The 19,933-nt window shown below is 73.0% G+C and carries 20 protein-coding genes; 16 read left to right on the forward strand and 4 right to left on the reverse strand.

The annotated features are described in order from the left end of the window. Positions 1-102 precede the first annotated feature (102 nt). Together GIS00_RS07120 and GIS00_RS07125 are read right to left on the reverse strand one after the other, a co-directional pair. Complete coding sequence (locus tag GIS00_RS07120) at positions 103-621, reverse strand: ferritin-like domain-containing protein (protein WP_154767507.1); 519 nt, start codon at positions 619-621, stop codon at positions 103-105. Next, on the reverse strand, positions 618-1,166 hold the full coding sequence (locus GIS00_RS07125; RefSeq protein ID WP_154767508.1) for a hypothetical protein: 549 nt from the start codon (positions 1,164-1,166) through the stop codon (positions 618-620). The genes GIS00_RS07120 and GIS00_RS07125 overlap by 4 nt, the downstream gene beginning before the upstream one ends. 198 nt (positions 1,167-1,364) lie before the next feature. Between GIS00_RS07125 and rimP the strand changes: the two genes are divergently transcribed. From rimP to GIS00_RS07205, 16 genes are all read left to right on the forward strand, one after another. Continuing rightward, on the forward strand, positions 1,365-2,051 hold the full coding sequence (gene rimP / locus GIS00_RS07130; RefSeq protein ID WP_196073152.1) for a ribosome maturation factor RimP: 687 nt from the start codon (positions 1,365-1,367) through the stop codon (positions 2,049-2,051). Further along, entirely contained in the window at positions 2,048-3,046 is a 999-nt protein-coding gene (nusA, locus tag GIS00_RS07135) for a transcription termination factor NusA (protein ID WP_154767509.1), read from the forward strand. The genes rimP and nusA overlap by 4 nt, the downstream gene beginning before the upstream one ends. 179 nt (positions 3,047-3,225) lie before the next feature. After that, complete coding sequence (locus GIS00_RS07140; protein WP_154767510.1) at positions 3,226-3,609, forward strand: YlxR family protein; 384 nt, start codon at positions 3,226-3,228, stop codon at positions 3,607-3,609. A gap of 80 nt (positions 3,610-3,689) precedes the next feature. Further along, entirely contained in the window at positions 3,690-6,548 is a 2,859-nt protein-coding gene (gene infB / locus GIS00_RS28860; protein ID WP_322097634.1) for a translation initiation factor IF-2, read from the forward strand. 74 nt (positions 6,549-6,622) lie between these two features. Further along, complete coding sequence (locus tag GIS00_RS07150) at positions 6,623-6,913, forward strand: DUF503 domain-containing protein (protein WP_322097635.1); 291 nt, start codon at positions 6,623-6,625, stop codon at positions 6,911-6,913. Positions 6,914-6,999: 86 nt separating this feature from the next. Beyond that, on the forward strand, positions 7,000-7,497 hold the full coding sequence (gene rbfA / locus GIS00_RS07155) for a 30S ribosome-binding factor RbfA (RefSeq protein ID WP_154767511.1): 498 nt from the start codon (positions 7,000-7,002) through the stop codon (positions 7,495-7,497). Positions 7,498-7,585: 88 nt separating this feature from the next. Continuing rightward, entirely contained in the window at positions 7,586-8,593 is a 1,008-nt protein-coding gene (locus GIS00_RS07160; protein ID WP_154767512.1) for a DHH family phosphoesterase, read from the forward strand. A 54-nt stretch (positions 8,594-8,647) separates the two neighbouring features. Then, the gene (locus tag GIS00_RS07165; protein ID WP_154767513.1) at positions 8,648-9,340 is read left to right on the forward strand and encodes a GntR family transcriptional regulator; all 693 of its coding nucleotides are present in this window, start codon (positions 8,648-8,650) and stop codon (positions 9,338-9,340) included. A gap of 45 nt (positions 9,341-9,385) precedes the next feature. Further along, positions 9,386-10,849 (forward strand): MFS transporter, encoded by a 1,464-nt coding sequence (locus tag GIS00_RS07170; RefSeq protein WP_322097636.1) that lies wholly within the window; start codon positions 9,386-9,388, stop codon positions 10,847-10,849. Beyond that, entirely contained in the window at positions 10,846-11,802 is a 957-nt protein-coding gene (truB, locus tag GIS00_RS07175) for a tRNA pseudouridine(55) synthase TruB (RefSeq protein WP_322097637.1), read from the forward strand. The genes GIS00_RS07170 and truB overlap by 4 nt, the downstream gene beginning before the upstream one ends. A 154-nt stretch (positions 11,803-11,956) precedes the next feature. Beyond that, positions 11,957-12,886, forward strand: a complete 930-nt coding sequence (locus GIS00_RS07180; protein WP_322097638.1) for a bifunctional riboflavin kinase/FAD synthetase — start codon at positions 11,957-11,959, stop codon at positions 12,884-12,886. A 151-nt stretch (positions 12,887-13,037) separates the two neighbouring features. Beyond that, complete coding sequence (gene rpsO / locus GIS00_RS07185) at positions 13,038-13,307, forward strand: 30S ribosomal protein S15 (protein WP_322097639.1); 270 nt, start codon at positions 13,038-13,040, stop codon at positions 13,305-13,307. Positions 13,308-13,670: 363 nt separating this feature from the next. Then, positions 13,671-15,896: a polyribonucleotide nucleotidyltransferase gene (locus GIS00_RS07190; RefSeq protein ID WP_196073153.1), complete on the forward strand. Its 2,226-nt coding sequence runs from the start codon at positions 13,671-13,673 to the stop codon at positions 15,894-15,896. Further along, the gene (locus GIS00_RS07195; protein ID WP_154767515.1) at positions 15,868-17,334 is read left to right on the forward strand and encodes a M16 family metallopeptidase; all 1,467 of its coding nucleotides are present in this window, start codon (positions 15,868-15,870) and stop codon (positions 17,332-17,334) included. The genes GIS00_RS07190 and GIS00_RS07195 overlap by 29 nt, the downstream gene beginning before the upstream one ends. Next, positions 17,324-18,079 (forward strand): 4-hydroxy-tetrahydrodipicolinate reductase, encoded by a 756-nt coding sequence (gene dapB, locus GIS00_RS07200; RefSeq protein ID WP_154767516.1) that lies wholly within the window; start codon positions 17,324-17,326, stop codon positions 18,077-18,079. Before GIS00_RS07195 ends, dapB begins: the two co-directional genes overlap by 11 nt. Before the next feature lie 6 nt (positions 18,080-18,085). Further along, positions 18,086-18,580, forward strand: coding sequence for a tetratricopeptide repeat protein (locus GIS00_RS07205; RefSeq protein ID WP_154767517.1), 495 nt, complete (start codon positions 18,086-18,088; stop codon positions 18,578-18,580). Here GIS00_RS07205 and GIS00_RS07210 read toward each other — a convergent pair. Together GIS00_RS07210 and GIS00_RS07215 are read right to left on the reverse strand one after the other, a co-directional pair. Next, positions 18,547-19,053 carry a GNAT family N-acetyltransferase gene (locus GIS00_RS07210; RefSeq protein ID WP_154767518.1) on the reverse strand — a complete coding sequence of 169 codons (507 nt, stop codon included), beginning with the start codon at positions 19,051-19,053 and terminating at the stop codon, positions 18,547-18,549. The two genes, GIS00_RS07205 and GIS00_RS07210, sit on opposite strands and share 34 nt — an antisense overlap. An 84-nt stretch (positions 19,054-19,137) precedes the next feature. Next, positions 19,138-19,926, reverse strand: coding sequence for a DeoR/GlpR family DNA-binding transcription regulator (locus tag GIS00_RS07215; RefSeq protein ID WP_322097641.1), 789 nt, complete (start codon positions 19,924-19,926; stop codon positions 19,138-19,140). Positions 19,927-19,933: the final 7 nt, after the last annotated feature.

Consider the following 19,933-nt stretch of genomic DNA (forward strand, 5'->3'; position numbering starts at 1 on the left):
GGATCCTGCTGGCCGACGTGGGTGACGAGCACCGTGGGTCGTGAGCACCGGTGACGCCGCTGCCGGTGGAGAACCTGCTGGTGGACGACGCCTCGGGGTGGGTCAGGCAGGGGCGCCGGGAAGGGCGATCGTCGAGGGGTTGATCTTGCCCGCGGTCTTGATCCGGGTCATGAAGGTCGCGGCGTCGGTGAGGCCGGACAGGCCGAGACCGCGCAGCTCGGCGATGTCGGTGTTGCCGATCACCGCGTGCCAGGCCGTCGCGCAGTCCGTCTCCAGCTCCAGAGCCAGGGCCAGGGCCGACTTCTGGTCGGTGACCGCGGGGACCTGGTACCACGGTGCGGCGGTGGACGGCGAGCCGCCGGACGCGGTGATGATGGTGACCAGCTGATCCCGCCGCGCCAGGTGCGCGTTGCGGATCACCGCGTACAGCGCCGCGTTCGCCTTGTCGAAACCTGCGACCAGCCCGTAGCCCCAGACCGCGGCGTGCTCGTTGTCGAGCACCGTGCCCAGGGACTCCAGTGCCTCCGCCGGCAGTCCGGCCGGCACCGTCTGCGCCGTTCCCTGGCCGGAGTCCGGCACGCCGGTGCCCGGATCGGACGGTGTGGGTTCGACCGAACTCATCCGAGCACCACCCGATGGGTCTGCAGGCAGGCCGCGATGGACCCGAACAGCGCTGCCCGGTAGCGGGAGACGAGCGCCAGCCCGTCGGTGAACTGTGTGTAGGCCTGGGTCGCATCCGCCCGGACCTGCTCCAGTGCCGCGTCGGCGTCGGCCGGGACAGGCACCGAACCACCGGCGGAGCGCATCGACTCGGCCTTCGCCCTGTCGGTCCGGGCGTACTCGTCCAACAGCGCCTCGAGGTGCGCCTGCCGGTCGCCGAGCAGCTGCTTCAACAGCGCTGCCCGCTCCTTGTCGACGGTGGCCGCCGCCTCCAGATTGAGGACGGCGAGGCGGGTGGTGGCGATCAGCGACGCGATGGGGTCGATCGTCGGATCCGTGGCAGCGGTCTCCGTCACCGTGCTCGGCGCCGACGACGTGCCGAAGGGATTGCAGCCGGCCGCCAGCAGCAGCGCCGCGCCGCCGACACCCGCGATCGCCGCGCGCCGCCCGACGGCGGGTGCGGTGCGCGGGGCACGCGCGGCCGGGTCGGGGGCGGAGGGATGCACGCCCCCATCATGTCAGTGCACCGGCGGTGCTCCGGCATCGCGCGGCACCCGGCGAGCCGTTGCCGGCATCCCGGCCGGCGCCGGAACACCACAGCGGGCGCTCCCGAAGGCCGCCGGTCGACTACGATTGCCCACCGGGATCGCCGCCGCACTGCCGGTCGGCGACCGGACAACTGCAGAAAGGTCGGGTGCACGTCGATGTCCGCTGGTGAACCGGACGGGCTCCGGGCCGTGGTCGCCCCCGTCGTCGCGTCCGCCGGGTACGACCTCGAGGAACTGCTGGTCCAGACCGCCGGCGCACGTCGCCGGGTCAAGATCGTCATCGACGCCGACGGCGGCGTCGACCTGGACGGGATCGCCACCGTCTCCCGATCCGTCTCGGCCGAGCTCGACGCGCGCGAGGCCGCCGGCACCGACCCGATGGGCGGCCGGGCCTACACCCTCGAGGTCACCAGTTTCGGCATCGGCCGGCCGCTGACCCTGCCCCGTCACTTCCGCCGGGCCGCCGGTCGGCTGGTCTCGCTGCAGACGACCGACGGCGGTCGCCGGCAGGTGCGGATCTTGTTTGCGACCGACACCGTGCTCACCGTGCTGACCGGACCGGCTTCCGTCGTCACCGAGGAGCTGGCCTACGACGATGTGGCCAAAGCCGCCGTCGAGGTGGAGTTCGCGCCGCCGCCACCGGCGGTCCGGGCACTGCTGGCGCAGGCCGGTGCCGACCACGACGACGAGCAGGTCGACCTCGACGGGCCTGACGGAGACGACGCCGAGCACGCCGACGAAGACGACGACTCGGTCGACGACGAGAACACCGCCGACGACGAGGGCAGTGACACCAGTGACAGGGAATCAGCAGTGACAGAGGAAGAGGGCACGAGCCGATGAATGTGGACATCGCCGCCCTGCGCGCGGTCGAGCGGGAGAAGGAGATCTCCTTCGAGTCGCTGATCGAGACGCTGGAGACCGCACTGCTCACGGCCTACCGGCACACCGACGGCCATGCCGCGCACGCGCGGGTCGAGGTGGACCGGCGGACCGGGGTGATCCGGGTGCTGGCCGCCAGCTCCGCGGACCGAGACGACGACGACTTCCGGGAGTGGGACGACACCCCGGAGGACTTCGGTCGGATCGCCGCGACCACCGCCCGGCAGGTGATCCTGCAGCGGCTCCGGGACGTGGAGAACGAGCGCACCTTCGGCGAGTTCGCCGGCACCGAGCACGACCTGATCACCGGCACGGTGACCGCCGACGCCAAGGTGAACGCCCGCGGCCTCGTCGTGGTCAGCCTCGGCGACGTCGAGGGGGTGATCCCGGCGGCCGAGCAGGTGCCGGGGGAGTCGTACGTGCACGGCCAGCGACTCCGCTGCTTCGTGGTGTCGGTGACCCGCGGACCCCGCGGGGCGCAGATCACGCTGTCCCGCACGCACCCGAACCTGGTCCGGAAGCTGTTCGCGCTCGAGGTGCCGGAGATCGCCGACGGCACCGTGGAGATCACCGCGGTGGCGCGGGAGGCCGGTCACCGGTCGAAGATCGCGGTCCGTGCCACCGTCCCCGGGGTGAACGCCAAGGGCGCGTGCATCGGGCCGATGGGGCAGCGGGTGCGGGCCGTGATGAGCGAACTGTCCGGCGAGAAGATCGACATCATCGACCACGACGACGACCCGGCGACCTTCGTGGGCAACGCGCTGTCCCCGGCCCGCGCGCTGTCGGTGACGGTGGTCGACCCGGTCGCCAAGGCGGCCCGGGTGGTCGTGCCGGACTTCCAGCTGTCGCTGGCGATCGGCAAGGAGGGCCAGAACGCCCGGCTCGCCGCGCGGCTCACCGGCTGGCGGATCGACATCCGCAGCGACGCGGCGCCGGCACCGGCCGCCGGGTCGTGACGGCTGCCGGCGGACGGCTGCGAACTGCCGAACGAGCGCGACCGGTGAGCGCGTCGTGAGCGGGAGCCCGCCGAAGCGCTAGACTCGTATGGCCGACCGGCCGTGTGCATCCGTGCGCCCGGTCCGCCGACTCTCCACCGCAGTCCGCCGTCCAGCAGATTCTCCGAGATGGGTCCCGCATGTCTCCCGGTACGAGCAGTACCGGAGCCAGGCCGGAGCCGACCCGGACCTGCATCGGCTGTCGGCGGCGGGAGCCGGTGTCGGTACTGCTCCGTGTCGTCGCGGGCGACGGGACCCTGGTCCCCGATCCACGACGCAGGCTCCCCGGCCGGGGGGCCTGGCTGCATCCCGACGAGGGGTGCCTGGCGCTCGCGGAGCGTCGGAAGGCCTTCGGCCGCGCCCTGCGCCGGTCGGAGCCGCTCGACGGCAGTACGGTGCGGCAGTTCGTCGCGGCCACCGGTTCACCGGAGGCCGCAGGACCGCCGGACCCGGGACCGAACCGCACTCCCGCGGTGGAGCCCCCTCGTCAGGAAGCAGGTCGACCCATCGTGAGCACCCCGTGAAGCTCCACCGATGAGCAGGCACCGGTACTACTAACGAGGTCGAGCGGCCCAGCCCGCCCGGCCTCACCGTGAGGAGAGCAGTGGCAGGCAAGGCCCGAGTACATGAGCTCGCGAAAGAGCTCGGCAAGTCCTCCAAGGAGATCATGGCGAAGCTCGCCGATCTCGGGGAGTTCGTGAAGTCCCCGTCCTCGACCATCGAGGCACCCGTCGTCCGCAAGCTCAAGGAGGCCTACCCGGCCGCCGGTGGCAAGTCGGGCGGCTCCACCAACGGTTCCGGCAACGGCGCTCCGCGTCCGGCCGGCGGCCCGACCCCGGGTCGCCCGGCAGCGCCGGCCTCCCGTCCGGGTCCGGCACCCGCCCCGGCGGCGAGCGCCCCGGCTCCCGCTGCCCGTCCGGCTGCCCCGGCGCCGGCTCCGGCCGCGCGTCCGGCTGCTGCTGCACCCGCTCCCGCCCCGGCAGCCCGTCCGGCTGCCCCGGCGCCGGCTCCGGCCGCGCGTCCGGCTGCTGCCGCACCCGCTCCCGCCCCTGCGGCCCGACCGGTCGCCCCGGCGGCGAGTGCGGCCCCGGCCGCCGGTGCCCCGGTGGCACCGCGCCCGCCGCGCCCGAGCGGTGGCGTCCCCGGTGCCCCGCGCCCGCCGCGGGTCGGCAACAACCCGTTCAACGTCGGTGCCCGCCAGGCGCCCCCCGGCCGCCCCGGCGGTTCGGTCCCGGGTGCCCCGCGTCCGCCGCAGGCCCGTCCCGGTGGGGCGCCCGGCCAGGGCGGCCCGCGTCCGGGCGGTCCCGGCGGTGCTCCCGGCCCGCGCCCCGGCGCCCGTCCGGGTGTGCCCGGTCAGGGCGGTCCCGGTGGCCCGCGTCCGGGCGGCGGCCCGCGTCCCGGCACCGGTGGCGGCGGTCCCTACCGTCCGGGCGGTGCGCCCGGTGGTGGCGGCGGCGGCTACCGTCCCGGCGGAGCGCCCGGTGGTGGCGGTCCGCGCGTCGGCGGTGGCCCCGGTGGCGGTCGTGGTCGCGGCGGTGCCGCGCCCGGTGCGTTCGGTCGCCCGAGCGGCCCGGCGCGCAAGGGGCGCAAGTCCAAGAAGCAGCGTCGCCAGGAATTCGACAACATGCAGGCGCCGACCATCGGTGGCGTGCAGCTGCCGCGTGGCAACGGCTCCACGGTCCGGCTGGCCCGCGGCTCCTCGCTGAGCGACTTCGCCGACAAGATCGACGCCAACCCGGCGTCGATGGTGCAGGCGCTGTTCCACCTCGGTGAGATGGTCACCGCGACCCAGTCGGTCTCGGACGACATCCTCGAGCTGCTCGGCTCGGAGATGGGCTACGACGTGCAGATCGTCTCGCCCGAGGACGAGGACCGCGAGCTGCTCGGCCGCTTCGACCTCACCTACGGCGAGAACGAGGGCGGCGAGGAGGACCTCCAGGCCCGCCCGCCGGTGGTCACGGTCATGGGTCACGTCGACCACGGCAAGACCAAGCTGCTGGACGCGATCCGGAACACCTCCGTGGTGGACCGGGAGGCCGGCGGCATCACCCAGCACATCGGCGCCTACCAGGTCACCACGCACCTGGGCGACGACGAGCGGCTGATCACCTTCATCGACACCCCGGGCCACGAGGCGTTCACCGCCATGCGTGCCCGTGGTTCGCAGTCCACGGACATCGTGGTGCTGGTGGTCGCGGCGGATGACGGCGTGATGCCGCAGACCGTCGAGGCGATCAACCACGCGAAGGCCGCCGAGGTGCCGATCGTGGTGGCGATCAACAAGATCGACAAGGAGGGCGCGAACCCGGACAAGATCCGGCAGCAGCTCACCGAGTACGGCCTGATCGCCGAGGAGTACGGCGGCGACACCATGTTCGTCGAGATCTCCGCACGCCAGCGGCTCAACATCGAGGGTCTCCTGGAGGCCATCCTGCTGACCGCGGACGCGGCGCTGGACCTGCGGGCGAACCCCGACATGAACGCGGAGGGTGTGGCCATCGAGGCGCACCTCGACCGTGGTCGTGGCGCGGTGGCGACCGTCCTGGTGCAGCGCGGCACGCTGCGCGTCGGCGACTCGATCGTGGCAGGCAACGCCTACGGCCGGGTCCGGGCGATGCTGGACGACAACGGCGAGAACGTCTCCGAGGCGCTCCCGTCGCGGCCGGTCCAGGTGCTCGGTTTCACCTCGGTCCCGGGCGCCGGTGACTCGTTCATGGTCGTGGAGGAGGACCGGGTGGCCCGGCAGATCGCCGGTGCCCGCCAGGCCGCCACCCGCAAGGCGCAGGTCGCCAACCGCCGCCGCATCTCGCTGGAGGACCTGGGCGCCGCGCTGGCCGAGAAGAAGATCGAGCAGCTCACGCTGATCATCAAGGGCGACAACTCGGGCACCGTCGAGGCGCTCGAGGACGCCCTGATGAAGCTCGACGTGGGCGACGACGTCAACCTGCGGGTCGTGCACCGCGGCGTCGGCGGCATCACCCAGGACGACATCAACCTGGCGGTCATCACCGACGCGATCGTGATCGGCTTCAACGTGAAGCCGGTGCGCGGGGTCTCGGAGATGGCCTCGCAGGAGGGTGTGGACATCCGGTACTACACGGTGATCTACCAGGCGATCGACGAGGTGGAGGCGGCGCTCAAGGGCCTGCTCAAGCCGGAGTTCGAAGAGGTCGCCATGGGCACCGCGGAGATCCGCGAGGTGTTCCGGTCGTCCAAGTTCGGCAACATCGCGGGCTGCATCGTGCGTTCCGGGGAGATCCGCCGGAACGCCAAGGCCCGGTTGCTGCGCAACGGTGTCGTCATCAACGACAACCTCACCATCGACTCGCTCCGCCGGTTCAAGGACGACGCGGTCGAGGTGCGCGAAGGGTTCGAGTGCGGTATCGGGCTCGGGTCCTGGAACAACATCGAGGTCGACGACACGATCGAGACCTACGAGATCCGCGAGAAGCCGCGCAGCTGAGCGCAGCTCACGAGGTGGGTGCGCCGTCCCGTCCGGCCGGACGGGACGGCGCACCGCCCGGACCGGGGGGTGGCGTGTACGTCGGCATCCTGGAGGCGGACGTGCTGCTGGGCGCGGTCTCCTCCCTCAAGCAGAAGCGGGCCGTGCTGCGACCGGTGCTGGCCCGGCTCCGCCGGCTCGAGGTCTCGGTTGCCGAGGCGGGGGACACCGACCTGCTGCGCCGGGCGCAGATCGGGGTGGCCGTGGTCTCCGGCACCGCCGCGCACGTCGGCGAGGTGCTGGACACCTGCGAGCGGCAACTGGCCGGCGAACCGGAACTGGAGCTGTTGTCCGTGCACCGGCGGTGGGTCGGCCCCGAGGACTGAGCACGTCAGTACGGGGCACGGCACCGGTACTGCACCACGAAGCACGGCAGCACGAGGTACGGCAGCACGAGAACGAGGAGCACCCCATGGCGGATTCCGCCCGCGCACGACGGCTCGCGAAGCGCATCGCGGCCATCGTCGCCACCGAACTGGAACACACGGTCAAGGACCCGCGCCTGGCCATGGTCACGGTGACCACCGCGACCGTCACCCCGGACCTGCGTGACGCGGTCGTGTACTACACCGTGTACGGCACGCCGGAGGAGGCCGAGGAGTCGGCCAAGGCGCTGGCCAGCGCCACCGGTGTGCTGCGCAGCACGGTCGGCCGGCAGACCGGCATCAAGTTCACCCCGACCCTGGCGTTCCGGCAGGACACCCTCGGCGAGCACGCCTCGCACATCGAGGACCTGCTCGCCGCCGCGCGGGCATCCGATGCCGAGGTGGCCCAGCGCGCCGAGGGCGCGACCTACGCCGGCGAGGCCGACCCGTACAAGGCCCCGCGGGAGGTCGACCCCGACGACACGGACGACTGGTCCGACGAGGACGCCGACCTGACCGACGAACGGGTCGAGCAGCACCCCTGAACGGCGGTAGGTGGATGTCCCACGACAGCGGACCGGGGGCTCACCGGCGGGGGAGTAGCCTCCCGCCCATGACCCGAGCAGCCGGCGCATGAGGACCTCTGCGCGGGCGCGCCCGGCCGGTGCGCCGTCCCGGTTCGACGACGCCGACCTGTCCGCCGCAGCGGCGCTGCTGGAGGACGCGTCGTCGGTGGTCATCCTGGCGCACGTCAACCCGGATGCCGACGCCCTGGGTTCGGCCCTTGCCCTCGGTCTCGCACTGTCCCGGAACGGCTGCACCGTGCAGGTGGCGTTCGCCGAGCCGGCGGAGATCCCGGAGTCGCTGGCCGGGCTGGCCGGTGCCGAGCTCGTCGTGCCCGCCGACGACGTCGACCCCACCCCCGGGCTGCTGGTCACCGTCGACGTGAACTCCCGCGCCCGGCTGGGCCGGCTCGGCGCCTTGGTCGACACCACCCCGCGCACCCTGGTGGTGGACCACCACGCGTCCAACACCCGGTTCGGTTCGGACCATGTGGTGGACGTGACCGCCGAGTCGACCACCGTGCTGATCGCCGCCCTGCTCGACCGGATGGGCCTGCCGATCGACACCGACATCGCGGAGAACCTCTACGCGGGCCTGGCGACGGACACCGTCGGCTTCCGGCACTCGACGGGTGCCGGGCACCGGCTGGCCGGACGACTGCTGGACGTCGGGGTCAGCCCGGACGAGCTGATGCGCCCGATCACCGACACGCACCCCGAGGGCTGGCTCGGCATGCTCGCAGCGGTCCTCGGCCGGGCCGAGGTGGTCACCGCCTCCACCGGCACCCGGGTGGTCTGGACCTGGATCACCACCGAGGACGCCGCCGGGCTGCGCAGCGAGGAGCTCGACTCCGTCATCGACATCGTCCGCACGACCAAGGGCACCCAGGTCGCCGCGGTGTTCAAACAGGCCGGGCCGGCGCACTGGCAGGTGTCGCTGCGTTCGTTGCCCGGCACCGACGTCTCGGCGGTGGCCACGGTGCTCGGCGGCGGCGGGCACGTCAGGGCCGCCGGCTACTCCTGCGACGGCACGATCGGGCAGGCCCGGGAACGGTTGCTGGCGGCCCTGTCCGGATGAGCGGGCCGGCCCCCGGTTGCCTCGGCGCCGCACCTGGGGCAGCATAGATACATCATGGACGCATCATCGGTGGACTGCGCTGCGCACACCCGCGCACCCGAGGTGCGGTCGTCGGCCGCCGACCGAGTCTATGCACACGTCCGCACCGCGATCCTGTCCCGCCGGTTCGCCGACCACGACCTGCTCGCCGAGGGCCGGATCGCCGAGGAGACGGGGGTGTCCCGCACCCCCGTGCGGGAGGCGCTGCTCCGGCTGGAGGCCGAGGGCATGGTGCGGCTGTTGCCCAAACGCGGCGCGCTGGTGCTGCCGGTGACGGCCCAGGAGGCCCGCGAGATCCTGGCCACCCGGGAGCTGGTGGAGACGCACTGCGTCCGCCAGGTGATCGGCGAGGGTCGGGGACCCACCCTGGCGCAGACCCTGGACGGCCCGCTGGACGCGCTGGCCACCGCCGCCGCGGACGGGCTGCTGCACGAGTACGTCACCGCCGACCGCGACTTCCACGCCACGATCGTCGACGCCGCCGGCAACTCCATCCTGTCCAAGCTGTACGGCGGACTGCGGGACCGGCAGCTGCGGATGGGCGGGGCGAACCTGCTCGATCCGCTCGGCCGGCTCGACACCGCCCGCGCCGGAAGGACTCTCGGTGAGCACCGGGGGATCCGGGAGGCCATCGCCGCCGGTGACGCGGAGCTGGCTTGCCAGCTCACCACCCGCCACCTGGCCACCGCCGCGCTCGCCCTGACCTGACCCCCGCAGCTCGTCCAGCACCGCCCGCAACTCCCGGAAGGCATCGTGTCCGTCTCGCCCGTCGCTCTGCTGCGACGCCCGTCCACCGCTCCCGCACCGGGGTGGCTGGTCTGGGCGATCGGTGCGGGCGTGTACGTCCTGGCCGTCTTCCACCGCAGCTCGCTCGGCGTCGCCGGCCCGCTGGCCGCCGAACGGCTCTCGCTCAACGCGGCCCAGCTCTCCGCCTTCGTGATGCTGCAGCTGGCCGTCTACGCGGTGATGCAGATCCCGACCGGGATCATGGTCGACCGGTGGGGGCCGCGGCGGATCCTGCTGGCGGCGACGCTCACGATGGGCACGGCCCAGGTGCTGTTCTCGTTCGTCACCGGGTTCGTCCCCGCACTGCTCGCCCGCGGACTGCTCGGCTGCGGCGACGCGATGACCTACATCTCCGTGCTCCGGCTGGTCGCCGGCTGGTTCCCGGCCCGGCGGTACGCGACGCTGACCACCTTCACCGGCTTCATGGGCACCATCGGCAACCTGGCCGCCACCCTCCCGATGACCGGGCTGCTGCACGGCGTCGGCTGGACCCCGACGTTCGCCGTGGCCGGCGGGCTCTCGATCGTCTACGGGCTGCTGCTGCTGCGTCCCGCGACCGCCGCGCCGTTCCGGGAGATCGAGGAGGCCACGGCCAACGGCCCGGTGGCCGGTCGCCGGGTGTGGACCGAGGTGAAGACGGCCTGGCGGCTGCCGGCCGGTCGGCTCGGCTTCTGGGTGCACCTGACGACGATGGCCGGGCCGACGACCTTCGCCGTGCTGTGGGGCTTCCCGTACATGACGGAGTACCTGGGGCTGGCGCCGTCGGTCGCGTCGTCGCTGATGACGCTGTTCGTGATCGGCGGCGTGGCCGGCAACCTGCTGGTCGGGCCGCTGGTCGGGCGCCGACCGACCATCCGGACGCCCCTCGCCGTGGTGGTCAGCCTGGCCTGCATGGCCGGGTGGGTCGTGCTGGTCGCCTGGCCCGGTGGGCGGCCGCCGGTGGCCGTGCTGATCGTGGTCATCGTGCTGCTGGCGGTCGGCGGCCCGGCGTCGGCGGTCGGATTCATGCTGGCCCGCGACTACAACCCCCGGCACCGGATCTCCACCGCCACCGGGATGGTCAACGTCGGCGGGTTCACCGGGACCGTGGTCTGCACCTTCCTGGTCGGCCAGATCCTGGACCTGACCGGCGATCCGGCGGGCGGACCGGGCAACTACCGGCTGGCCTTCCTGGCGATCCTGGTGGTCACCGCGGTCGCGCTGGCCCGGCTGATGACCTGGTGGCTGCGCACCCGGGCGGCCGTGCTGCTGGCCGAGGCCCGCGGCGAGCAGGTGCCGGTGCACCTGCACGTGCACCGCTGGGAGCTGGTCGACGAGGAGGAACTCGAGCGCGAGGCGCAGCTGGTCCGGGAGGCACAGGTCGCACGGGAGGCAGAGGTGGTCCGAGAGGCTCCGGTGCCGGCGGAGCAGCGGTCGGGGGTGGTCTCGTGACGCGGCCACCGGACGGCGGGCTGCTGCTGGTCGACAAACCGGTTGGCTGCACCTCGCACGACGTGGTCGGCCGGGTGCGCCGGATCATGGCCACCCGCCGCGTCGGGCACGCCGGCACCCTGGACCCGATGGCCACCGGGCTGCTGCTGGTCGCCGTGGAGCGCTCGACGAAGCTGCTGTCCCACCTGGTGCTGACCGGGAAGTCCTACGCCGCGACCGTCCGGCTCGGCGCCACCACGGTCAGCGACGACGTCGAGGGGGAGGTGCTGACGACCGCCGACCCGGCCGCGCTGGCGGCGGTGACCGATGCCGCGGTCACCGCCGCCGTCGCGCCGCTGACCGGCGACATCCTGCAGCGCCCGTCCAGTGTCTCGGCCATCAAGGTCGACGGCCGCCGGGCCTACGACCTGGTGCGCGAGGGCGTCGAGGTGGACCTGCCGGCCCGCCCGGTGCGGGTGGACCGGTTCGAGATCATCGGGCCGGTGCGTCGCGATCCGGTCGGCCGGTGGATCGACCTGGACGTCGAGGTGGACTGCTCGTCCGGCACCTACATCCGCGCGCTGGCCCGTGATCTCGGCGAGAGTCTCGGTGTGGGCGCACATCTCACCCGGCTCCGGCGCACCGCCGTCGGCCCGTTCACGGTGGACACGGCGCTGGACGTCTTCGACGGCCGGCCGCCGGCCCCGCGCGGCGAGCGGAACCCGGACCCGACCGACGAGCTGCGGACCCGGGCCGCCGGGCTGCTGCTGCCGCCGGAGGCGGTGGTGCGGGCGGTGTTCCCGGTCCGGCAGGCCGACGCCACCGAGGCCGGCGAGCTGGCATTCGGCCGCGGGATCAAGGCCGGCGGGGACCCGGCCACCACCGCGGTGCTGCACGACGGCCGGCTGATGGCGCTGGTCCGCAACCGCGGTGTGCAGGCGCGACCCGAACTGGTCTGGGCGCCGGCCGGCTGAGGGGCGCGCGCCGGCTGAACGGGCGAGCGGGTCCGCCGACCGCCGGCCACACAGCGTTCCCCGGTCCTGGGGGTGTGTCCGGGCAGCGCCGGGCGCGTGACACCCTGGGGTGCGGAACGGGCCCGGCGGCCGGGCGGTGACGAAGGAGTGCGGCGTGGAGCGGTGGCGTGGTCTGGACGCGATCCCCGAGGGCTGGGGGCGGTGCGTCCTGACGATCGGTGTCTTCGACGGCATCCACCGCGGGCACCAGGCCTTGATCGCGGCGACCGTCGCGAAGGCCCGCGAACTGGGGCTGCCGTCGGTGCTGATGACCTTCGACCCGCACCCGGCCGAGGTGGTGCGGCCGGGCAGTCACCCGGCGCAGCTGGTCACGCTGCGCCACAAGGCCGAGCTGGTGGCCGAGCTGGGCATCGACGTGTTCCTGGTGCTGCCGTTCACCCCCGCCGTGGCGGCGACCGACCCGGGCGTCTTCGTGCACGACACCATCGTCGACCGGCTGCACGCCGCCGCCGTGGTCGTCGGCGCCAACTTCCGGTTCGGGCACCGCGGCGCCGGCTCGGTCGAGCTGCTCGCCGAGCTGGGCGCCAAGTTCGGCTTCACCGCGCACGGGCTGGACCTGGTCACCGACGAGACCGTCGCGGTCAGCTCGACCATGGTGCGGGCCTGCATCGCCGCCGGCGACGTCCGCACCGCCGAGTCCGCGCTCGGCCGCCCGCACCGCGTGGAGGGCTTCGTGGTGCACGGCGACGGCCGGGGTGGCAGCGAACTCGGTTACCCCACCGCCAATCTCGACGTCGAGCCGTGGACCGCGGTGCCCGGCGACGGGGTCTACGCCGCCTGGTTCCTGCTCGGTACCCGGCGCTCGCCGGCCGCGGTGTCCATCGGCACCAACCCGACCTTCTCCGGCAAGGTGCGCACCGTGGAGGCCTTCGTCCTGGACGAGGGCGGCAACTTCTACGGCCGCCGGGTCGCGCTCGACTTCGTCGAGCGGCTGCGCGGCCAGGTGCGCTACACCGACGTCGACGCGCTGATCACCCAGATCGGCCTGGACGTCGAGCGCACCCGCGAGGTGCTGGGGGTCTGACGGCCCGGGTCGGCGTGCGCGGCCGGGCCGGTCGCCGCTGGTAGGATTCTCTGCTGGGTCCGGCTGCAGTCCGTGGCGGCCGGCACCGTCATCCCCCCGGCACACGTCCGGAGCGGGCGGTCACGGCACAGCAGCACAAGGAGCACCACCAGTGGCACTGACCACCGAGCAGAAGAAGGAGATCCTCTCCTCCTACGGCCTGCACGACACCGACACCGGTTCGGCCGAGGCCCAGGTCGCGATGCTGACCAAGCGGATCTCGGACCTGACCGAGCACCTGCGGGCGCACAAGCACGACCACCACTCCCGCCGTGGCCTGATGGCCCTCGTCGGGCGTCGTCGTCGCCTGCTGCGTTACCTGCAGACCGTCGACATCACCCGCTACCGCTCGTTGATCGAGCGGCTCGGCCTGCGCCGATAAGGCGGTCGGTCAGGGGAGTGCCCACCAGGGTGCTCCCCTGACTGCTACTGCGCCCTTGCGACGCAGGACCTGCAGTACCGGCAGCACCAGCACCACCAGCAGTACGAGTACCAGCACCACCCAGCCACCTCGGAAGCAGCAGCCGGCTCTGACCGGTCCTCGGTAGTGGCCACCGGAACACCCGCGCACGGCGCGGCGAGGTCCGTTGGCTTCGATCGACGGCCGGCCCAGGCGGGACGTCCCGCGAGCACGCCGACCCGACGACGACGAGGTGGCACCGCCCGCGGGCACCGATGTCCGCGCGCGGCGCACCACACCCCGGGCAACCCCATGGACGGGGACCGGGTCACAAAGAGGAGACACATGTCCGACCCCACCGCCACCAGCGCCACCGCTGTCATCGACAACGGCGCCTACGGCACCCGCACCATCCGCTTCGAGACCGGTCGTCTCGCCCAGCAGGCCGCCGGTTCGGTGCTGGCCTACCTGGACGACGACACCGTCCTGCTGTCGGCCACCAGCGCCGGCAAGCACCCCAAGGAGCAGTTCGACTTCTTCCCGCTGACCATCGACGTCGAGGAGCGGATGTACGCCGCGGGCCGCATCCCCGGCTCGTTCTTCCGTCGTGAGGGCCGTCCGTCCGAGGACGCCATCCTGACCTGCCGCCTCATCGACCGCCCGCTGCGCCCCTCGTTTACCGACGGACTGCGCAACGAGATCCAGGTCGTCATCACCGTTCTCGCGCTGAACCCGGACGTGCTGTACGACGTGCTGGCGATCAACGCCGCCTCCGCCTCCACCCAGATCGCCGGCCTGCCCTTCTCCGGCCCGGTGGCCGGTGTCCGCGTCGCCCTGATCGCGGGTCAGTGGGTGGCCTTCCCGACCCACTCCCAGCTCGCCGACGCCGTGTTCGACATGGTCGTCGCCGGCCGGGTCACCGAGTCGGGCGACGTCGCGATCATGATGGTCGAGGCCGAGGCCACCGAGCGCACCGTCGAGCTGGTCGCCGGTGGCGCCACCGCGCCGACCGAGGAGATCGTCGCCCAGGGCCTGGAGGCGTCGAAGCCGTTCCTGCGCACCCTGGTCGAGGCCCAGCAGGCGCTGGCCGCCGAGTCGTCCAAGCCGACCGCCGAGTTCAAGCTGTTCCCGCCGTACCAGAGCGATGTCTACGACGCCGTCTCGGCCGCCGCCTCGGAGAAGCTGGCCGCCGCGATGACCGTCGCCGGCAAGCACGACCGCGACGCCGCCAGCGACGCCGTCAAGGCCGAGGTCTACGCCGCGCTGGGCGAGCAGTTCGCCGGCCGCGAGTCGGAGATCGGCAACGCCTTCCGCTCGGTCACCAAGAAGGTCGTCCGGCAGCGCATCCTGCGCGACAAGGTCCGCATCGACGGCCGCGGGCTGACCGACATCCGCCCGCTGTCGGCCGAGGTCGACTACCTGCCGCGGGTGCACGGTTCGGCGCTGTTCGAGCGCGGCGAGACCCAGATCCTGGGCGTCACCACGCTGAACATGCTCCGCATGGAGCAGCAGCTGGATACGCTCTCCCCGGAGACGCGCAAGCGCTACATGCACAACTACAACTTCCCGCCGTACTCCACCGGTGAGACCGGCCGCGTCGGCTCGCCGAAGCGGCGCGAGATCGGCCACGGCGCGCTCGCCGAGCGCGCCCTGGTGCCGGTGCTGCCGTCCAAGGAGGAGTTCCCCTACGCCATCCGCCAGGTGTCTGAGGCGTTGGGCTCCAACGGTTCCACCTCGATGGGCTCGGTCTGCGCCTCGACCATGTCGCTGCTCAACGCCGGTGTGCCGCTGAAGGCCCCGGTCGCGGGTATCGCCATGGGCCTGGTCTCGGACACGGTCGACTCCAAGACGGAGTACGTCGCGCTGACCGACATCCTGGGTGCCGAGGACGCGTTCGGCGACATGGACTTCAAGGTCGCCGGCACCAAGCAGTTCGTCACCGCGCTGCAGCTGGACACCAAGCTCGACGGCATCCCGGCCGAGGTCCTGGCCGCCGCGCTGCTGCAGGCCCGCGACGCGCGGCTGACGATCCTCGAGGTGATGAACGAGGCCATCGACGCCCCCGACGAGATGAGCCTGTTCGCACCGCGGATCACCACGATCAAGGTCCCGGTCGACAAGATCGGCGAGGTGATCGGGCCCAAGGGCAAGATGATCAACTCGATCACCGAGCAGACCGGTGCGGACATCGCGATCGAGGACGACGGCACCATCTACGTCTCCGGCGCGGACGCCACCGCGGTCAACGCGGCGATCGAGATGGTCAACGCCATCGCGAACCCGCAGCTGCCGAAGGTCGGCGAGCGGTTCCTGGGCACGGTCGTCAAGACCACCGCCTTCGGTGCCTTCGTCTCCCTGCTGCCGGGCCGCGACGGCCTGGTCCACATCAGCAAGCTGGGTGGCGGCAAGCGGATCAACAAGGTCGAGGACGTGGCCAACGTCGGCGACAAGATCCAGGTCGAGATCGCCGAGATCGACGCCCGCGGCAAGATCAGCCTGGTGCCGGTCAAGGCCGATTCCGCACCGGCCGAAGCGCCGGCCGATGCCGAGTCCGCCCCGGCCCAGGGCTGAGGCCGACCGCTTCGTGGCCGCACGTGTGCAGACCCGTGTGCTCGAGCGGGGTGACGGCGGCAGCGCGGTGACGCTCTCGGTACTGCCCGGAGGACTCCGGGTGGTCACCGAGAGCGTGCCGAGCGCCCGCAGCGCCTCGGTCGGCATCTGGGTGGGTGTCGGTTCGATCGACGAGCAGCGCGGCCTGTCCGGCGCGTCGCACTTCCTCGAGCACCTGCTGTTCAAGGGCACCCGGACCCGGACCGGTCCGGAGATCGCGGCGTCGATCGACGAGGTCGGCGGCGAGCTCAACGCCTTCACCTCGCACGAGTACACCTGCTACTACGCGCACGTGCTGGCCAGCACCTGCGAGGCGGCCGTGGACACGGTCTGCGACGTCGTGCTGGACGCGGTCATCGCCGCGGACGACGTGGACGTCGAGCGATCGGTGATCCTCGAGGAGATCGCCATGCGCGACGACGATCCCGAGGACACCCTCGGCGACTCGTTCGCCGCCGCGCTGTTCGCCGGCCACCGGATCGCGGAGCCGGTGATCGGCACCGTCGACACCATCTCCCGGATGACCCGCACCCAGGTCAACGGCTACTACCGGCGCCGCTACCACCCGGAGCGGATGGTCGTCGCGGTGGCCGGCGGGGTGGACCACGGCGACGTGGTCCGCTGGGTGCGGCGGGCCTTCGCCGGCCGTTCCGTCGAGGGCCGGCGCCCGGTCGGCCCGCGGGTCGGCACCGGCCGCTACAAGCCGCGGACCGGTGTGCTGGTCGTCGAGCGCGACATCGAGCAGGTGCACCTCAACATCGGGGTGCCGGCTTTGCGCCGGGCGGACACCCGGCGGCCGGCCCTGGCCGTGCTGACGGCGGCGCTGGGCGGCGGCATGTCGTCCCGGCTGTTCCGCACCATCCGCGAGGAGAAGGGCCTGGCGTACTCCACGTACGCGGCCACCTCGGCCTACGCGGACGTCGGGTCCTTCTCCGTCTATGCCGGCTGCCAGCCCGAGCACCTGGGCACCGTCGGCGGACTGATCCGGGCCGAGCTGGAATCGGTGGCCGCCGACGGCCTGGAACCGGCCGAGCTGCAGCGGGTCAAGGGCCAGCTGACCGGCGGGTTCCTGCTCGGCCTGGAGGACACCGAGTCACGGATGAGCCGGATCGGCAAGAACCTGCTCACCCGGGACCGCCACCGCACCGTCGACGAGGAGCTCGCCGGCATCCGTGCGGTGGACGCCGAGGCGGTCGGCGCGCTGGCCGCGGAGCTGCTGCGCGGCCCGCTGGTCGGCGCAGTGGTCGGTCCCTACGCCCACGAGCAGGACCTGCCGGCCGGTCTCCTCGAGGCGGTAGGGGCGTCCGCCGCAGCCGGGACCACAGTGCGGCCCCGGAGCGGCACGGTCACCAGCATTCCCCGGGCACGGCGAGAGAGGCAGCAGCGCGATGTCGGATGAGGTTCTGCGGGTCGGCGTGATCGGCGCCCGCGGCCGGATGGGCACCCAGGTCAGCCGGGCGATCGACGAGGCGCCCGACCTCGACCTGGTGGCCACCGTCGGCGGCCGCGAGTGGCTGTTCGCACTGTCCGACGCCGGCAGCCAGGTGGTCGTCGACTTCACCCACCCCGACGTCGTGATGGACCACATCCGGTTCGCCCTCGACCAGCAGATCCACGTCGTGGTCGGCACCTCCGGCATCGACGACGAGCGGGCCGAGACGATCCGGGGATGGCTGCAGGGCACCGATCTCGGCGTCATGGTGGTGCCGAACTTCGCCCTCGGCGCGGTGCTCGCCGCCCGGTTCGCCCGGGAGGCGGCCCGCTTCTTCGAATCGGTGGAGCTGGTGGAGCTGCACCACGCGGGCAAGGCGGATGCCCCGTCCGGCACTGCCGTCGCCGCTGCCCGCGGGATCTCGCAGGCCCGCGCCGCCGCCGGGCTCGGCGACGTGCCCGATGCGACCACCATCGAGACCGCCGGTGCCCGCGGCGCCACCGTCGACGGCATCCACGTGCACTCGGTCCGGCTGCCGGGCATGGTCGCCCATCTCGAGGTGCTGCTCGGCAGCACGGGGGAGACGCTGACCCTGCGGCACGACTCGCTGGACCGGTCCTCCTTCATGCCCGGCGTGCTCACCGCCGTCCGGTCCGTCTCGCAGCGGCCCGGGCTGACCCTGGGCCTCGAGTCGGTCCTCGGACTGGACTGATCGCCGATGCGCGCCCGGATCACCGTGGCGATCCTGGTCGCGGTGCTCGGGATCTACTTCTGGTTCCTCACCGACCGTGCCCTCCTGCTGATCGGGTCCGGCGAGATCGTCGGCGTGGGACTGGGTGTCGGGGTGCTGCTGCTCCCGCTGATCGGCATCGTGCTGGTGGTGATGGAGTTGCGGTTCGGTGCGGCGAGCGCCCGGTTGTCCCGCCGGCTGCAGTCCGAGGGCGTGCCGCCGGAGGGTGCCGACCTGCCGCGCCGTCCGTCCGGCCGGGTCGAGCGGGCGGCGGCCGACGAGTACTTCGGCACCGTGAAGGACCGGGTGGAGGCCGACCCCGACAACTGGCGCGGCTGGTTCGCGCTGGGCGAGGCCTACGAGCTGGCCGGTGACCGCAAACGGGCCCGGGCGGCGATCCGCACGGCGATCGAGCTGGAGTCCCGCGGGGACGCCGCCGCGCCGGGGGATCAGACGGCGACGAGGTCCAACCCGCCGGAGTAGGCCACCTCGGCGAACCGGCCGGTCCCGGTGTCCAACACCCGGCGACGGCCCTCCGGCTGCCAGCCGGCGGAGGCCAGGAACCGTTCGATGGTGCGGTCCTCCTCCGGCGCCCACCAGCGCCCGCCGTGCGCGCCGGTGTCCCGCAGCTGGGTGGCCGCCTCGGCCAGCATCCGCCCGCCGTGCCCCCTCCGGGCGAAACGCGGCAGCACGCCGAACACCTCGATCTCGCCGACGCCCATGACGGGCAGCGCGGACAGCGCCGCGAGGCCGACCGGGGTACCGCCCTCCATCGCCACCAGCACCGGGCCACCGCCGGCGATCCGCGCCGTCCACCGGTCGAACAGCGTCTCCAGCGGGGTCGCCAGCACCGCCGGGGGCAGCAGCTCGGCGTAGGCCTGCTGCCAGAGATCCAGCTGCAGTCGTGCCACCACGTCGGCGTCCAGCAGCCCGGCCCGCATCACCTCACCGATCACCCTGCGCCCCCTGTGCTCCCGTGCGGATCGTCCCCCGGGTCCTGCCGCGGTCGGGCGGCCCGTCCTGCAGTCCTACCCTGCCGTTCAGACCGCCACCACCCGGAGACCGGCGTCGGCGAACGCGGCCAGCAGCGCCGGGTCGGCCCCGGTGTCGGTGACCAGGGTGCCGACGGATGCCAACGGGCAGATCCGGGCGAAGGACCGGCGGCCGAGCTTCGACGAATCCGCGACCACCACCACGTGATCCGCCTGCCCGACCATCAACGCGGTGATCGCGGCCTCGCCCTCGTGATCCGCGGTCGCACCGGCGCCGGGGTCGAGACCGTCCACCCCCAGCACCACGTGGTCCAGGTGCAGCCGGGTGAGCGAGGGCTCGGCGAGCGGCCCGATGAGCTCGTACGAGGACGGCCGCGCCACGCCGCCGGTCACCACCAGTTTCACCGTCCGGCGCACGGCGAGCTCGGTGGCGATGTTCAGCGCGTTGGTGACCACGGTGTAGTCCGGTCGGTCCGGATCCGGGCCGCCGGGACCGTCGGTGGCCGCCAGCGCCCGGGCCACCTCGGAGGTGGTGGTGCCGCCGTTGACCGCGACCACCGAGCCGGGCGGGACGAGCGCCGCGGCCGCAGCCCCGATCCTGGCCTTCTCCTCGGTGAACCGGCCGGTCTTGTAACGCAGCGGCAGGTCGTAGGCGACGCCGGCCGGGTGTGCGCCGCCGCGGGTGCGGGTGAGCAGCCGCCGGGCGGCCAGCTGGTCCAGGTCCCGCCGGATGGTGGCGGGGGAGGCGTCCAGCTCGGCCGCGGCGTCGGCGACGTCGAGCCGGCCGTCCCGGCCGAGGATGTCCAGCAGCGCGGCCCATCGATCCTGCGGACCCACGCGCGCT

It is taken from the genome of Nakamurella alba (assembly GCF_009707545.1).
Taxonomy (GTDB): Bacteria; Actinomycetota; Actinomycetes; order Mycobacteriales; family Nakamurellaceae; genus Nakamurella; species Nakamurella alba.

What these genes read in the sequence shown, in the direction of transcription:
- GIS00_RS07120 (WP_154767507.1), bottom strand. Translation starts at nt 621, where the DNA reads ATGAGTTCGGTCGAACCCACACCGTCCGATCCGGGCACCGGCGTGCCG.
- rimP (WP_196073152.1), top strand. Translation starts at nt 1,365, where the DNA reads ATGTCCGCTGGTGAACCGGACGGGCTCCGGGCCGTGGTCGCCCCCGTC.
- nusA (WP_154767509.1), top strand. Translation starts at nt 2,048, where the DNA reads ATGAATGTGGACATCGCCGCCCTGCGCGCGGTCGAGCGGGAGAAGGAG.
- GIS00_RS07140 (WP_154767510.1), top strand. Translation starts at nt 3,226, where the DNA reads ATGTCTCCCGGTACGAGCAGTACCGGAGCCAGGCCGGAGCCGACCCGG.
- rbfA (WP_154767511.1), top strand. Translation starts at nt 7,000, where the DNA reads ATGGCGGATTCCGCCCGCGCACGACGGCTCGCGAAGCGCATCGCGGCC.
- GIS00_RS07160 (WP_154767512.1), top strand. Translation starts at nt 7,586, where the DNA reads ATGAGGACCTCTGCGCGGGCGCGCCCGGCCGGTGCGCCGTCCCGGTTC.
- GIS00_RS07165 (WP_154767513.1), top strand. Translation starts at nt 8,648, where the DNA reads ATGGACGCATCATCGGTGGACTGCGCTGCGCACACCCGCGCACCCGAG.
- GIS00_RS07190 (WP_196073153.1), top strand. Translation starts at nt 13,671, where the DNA reads ATGTCCGACCCCACCGCCACCAGCGCCACCGCTGTCATCGACAACGGC.
- GIS00_RS07195 (WP_154767515.1), top strand. Translation starts at nt 15,868, where the DNA reads ATGCCGAGTCCGCCCCGGCCCAGGGCTGAGGCCGACCGCTTCGTGGCC.
- dapB (WP_154767516.1), top strand. Translation starts at nt 17,324, where the DNA reads ATGTCGGATGAGGTTCTGCGGGTCGGCGTGATCGGCGCCCGCGGCCGG.
- GIS00_RS07205 (WP_154767517.1), top strand. Translation starts at nt 18,086, where the DNA reads ATGCGCGCCCGGATCACCGTGGCGATCCTGGTCGCGGTGCTCGGGATC.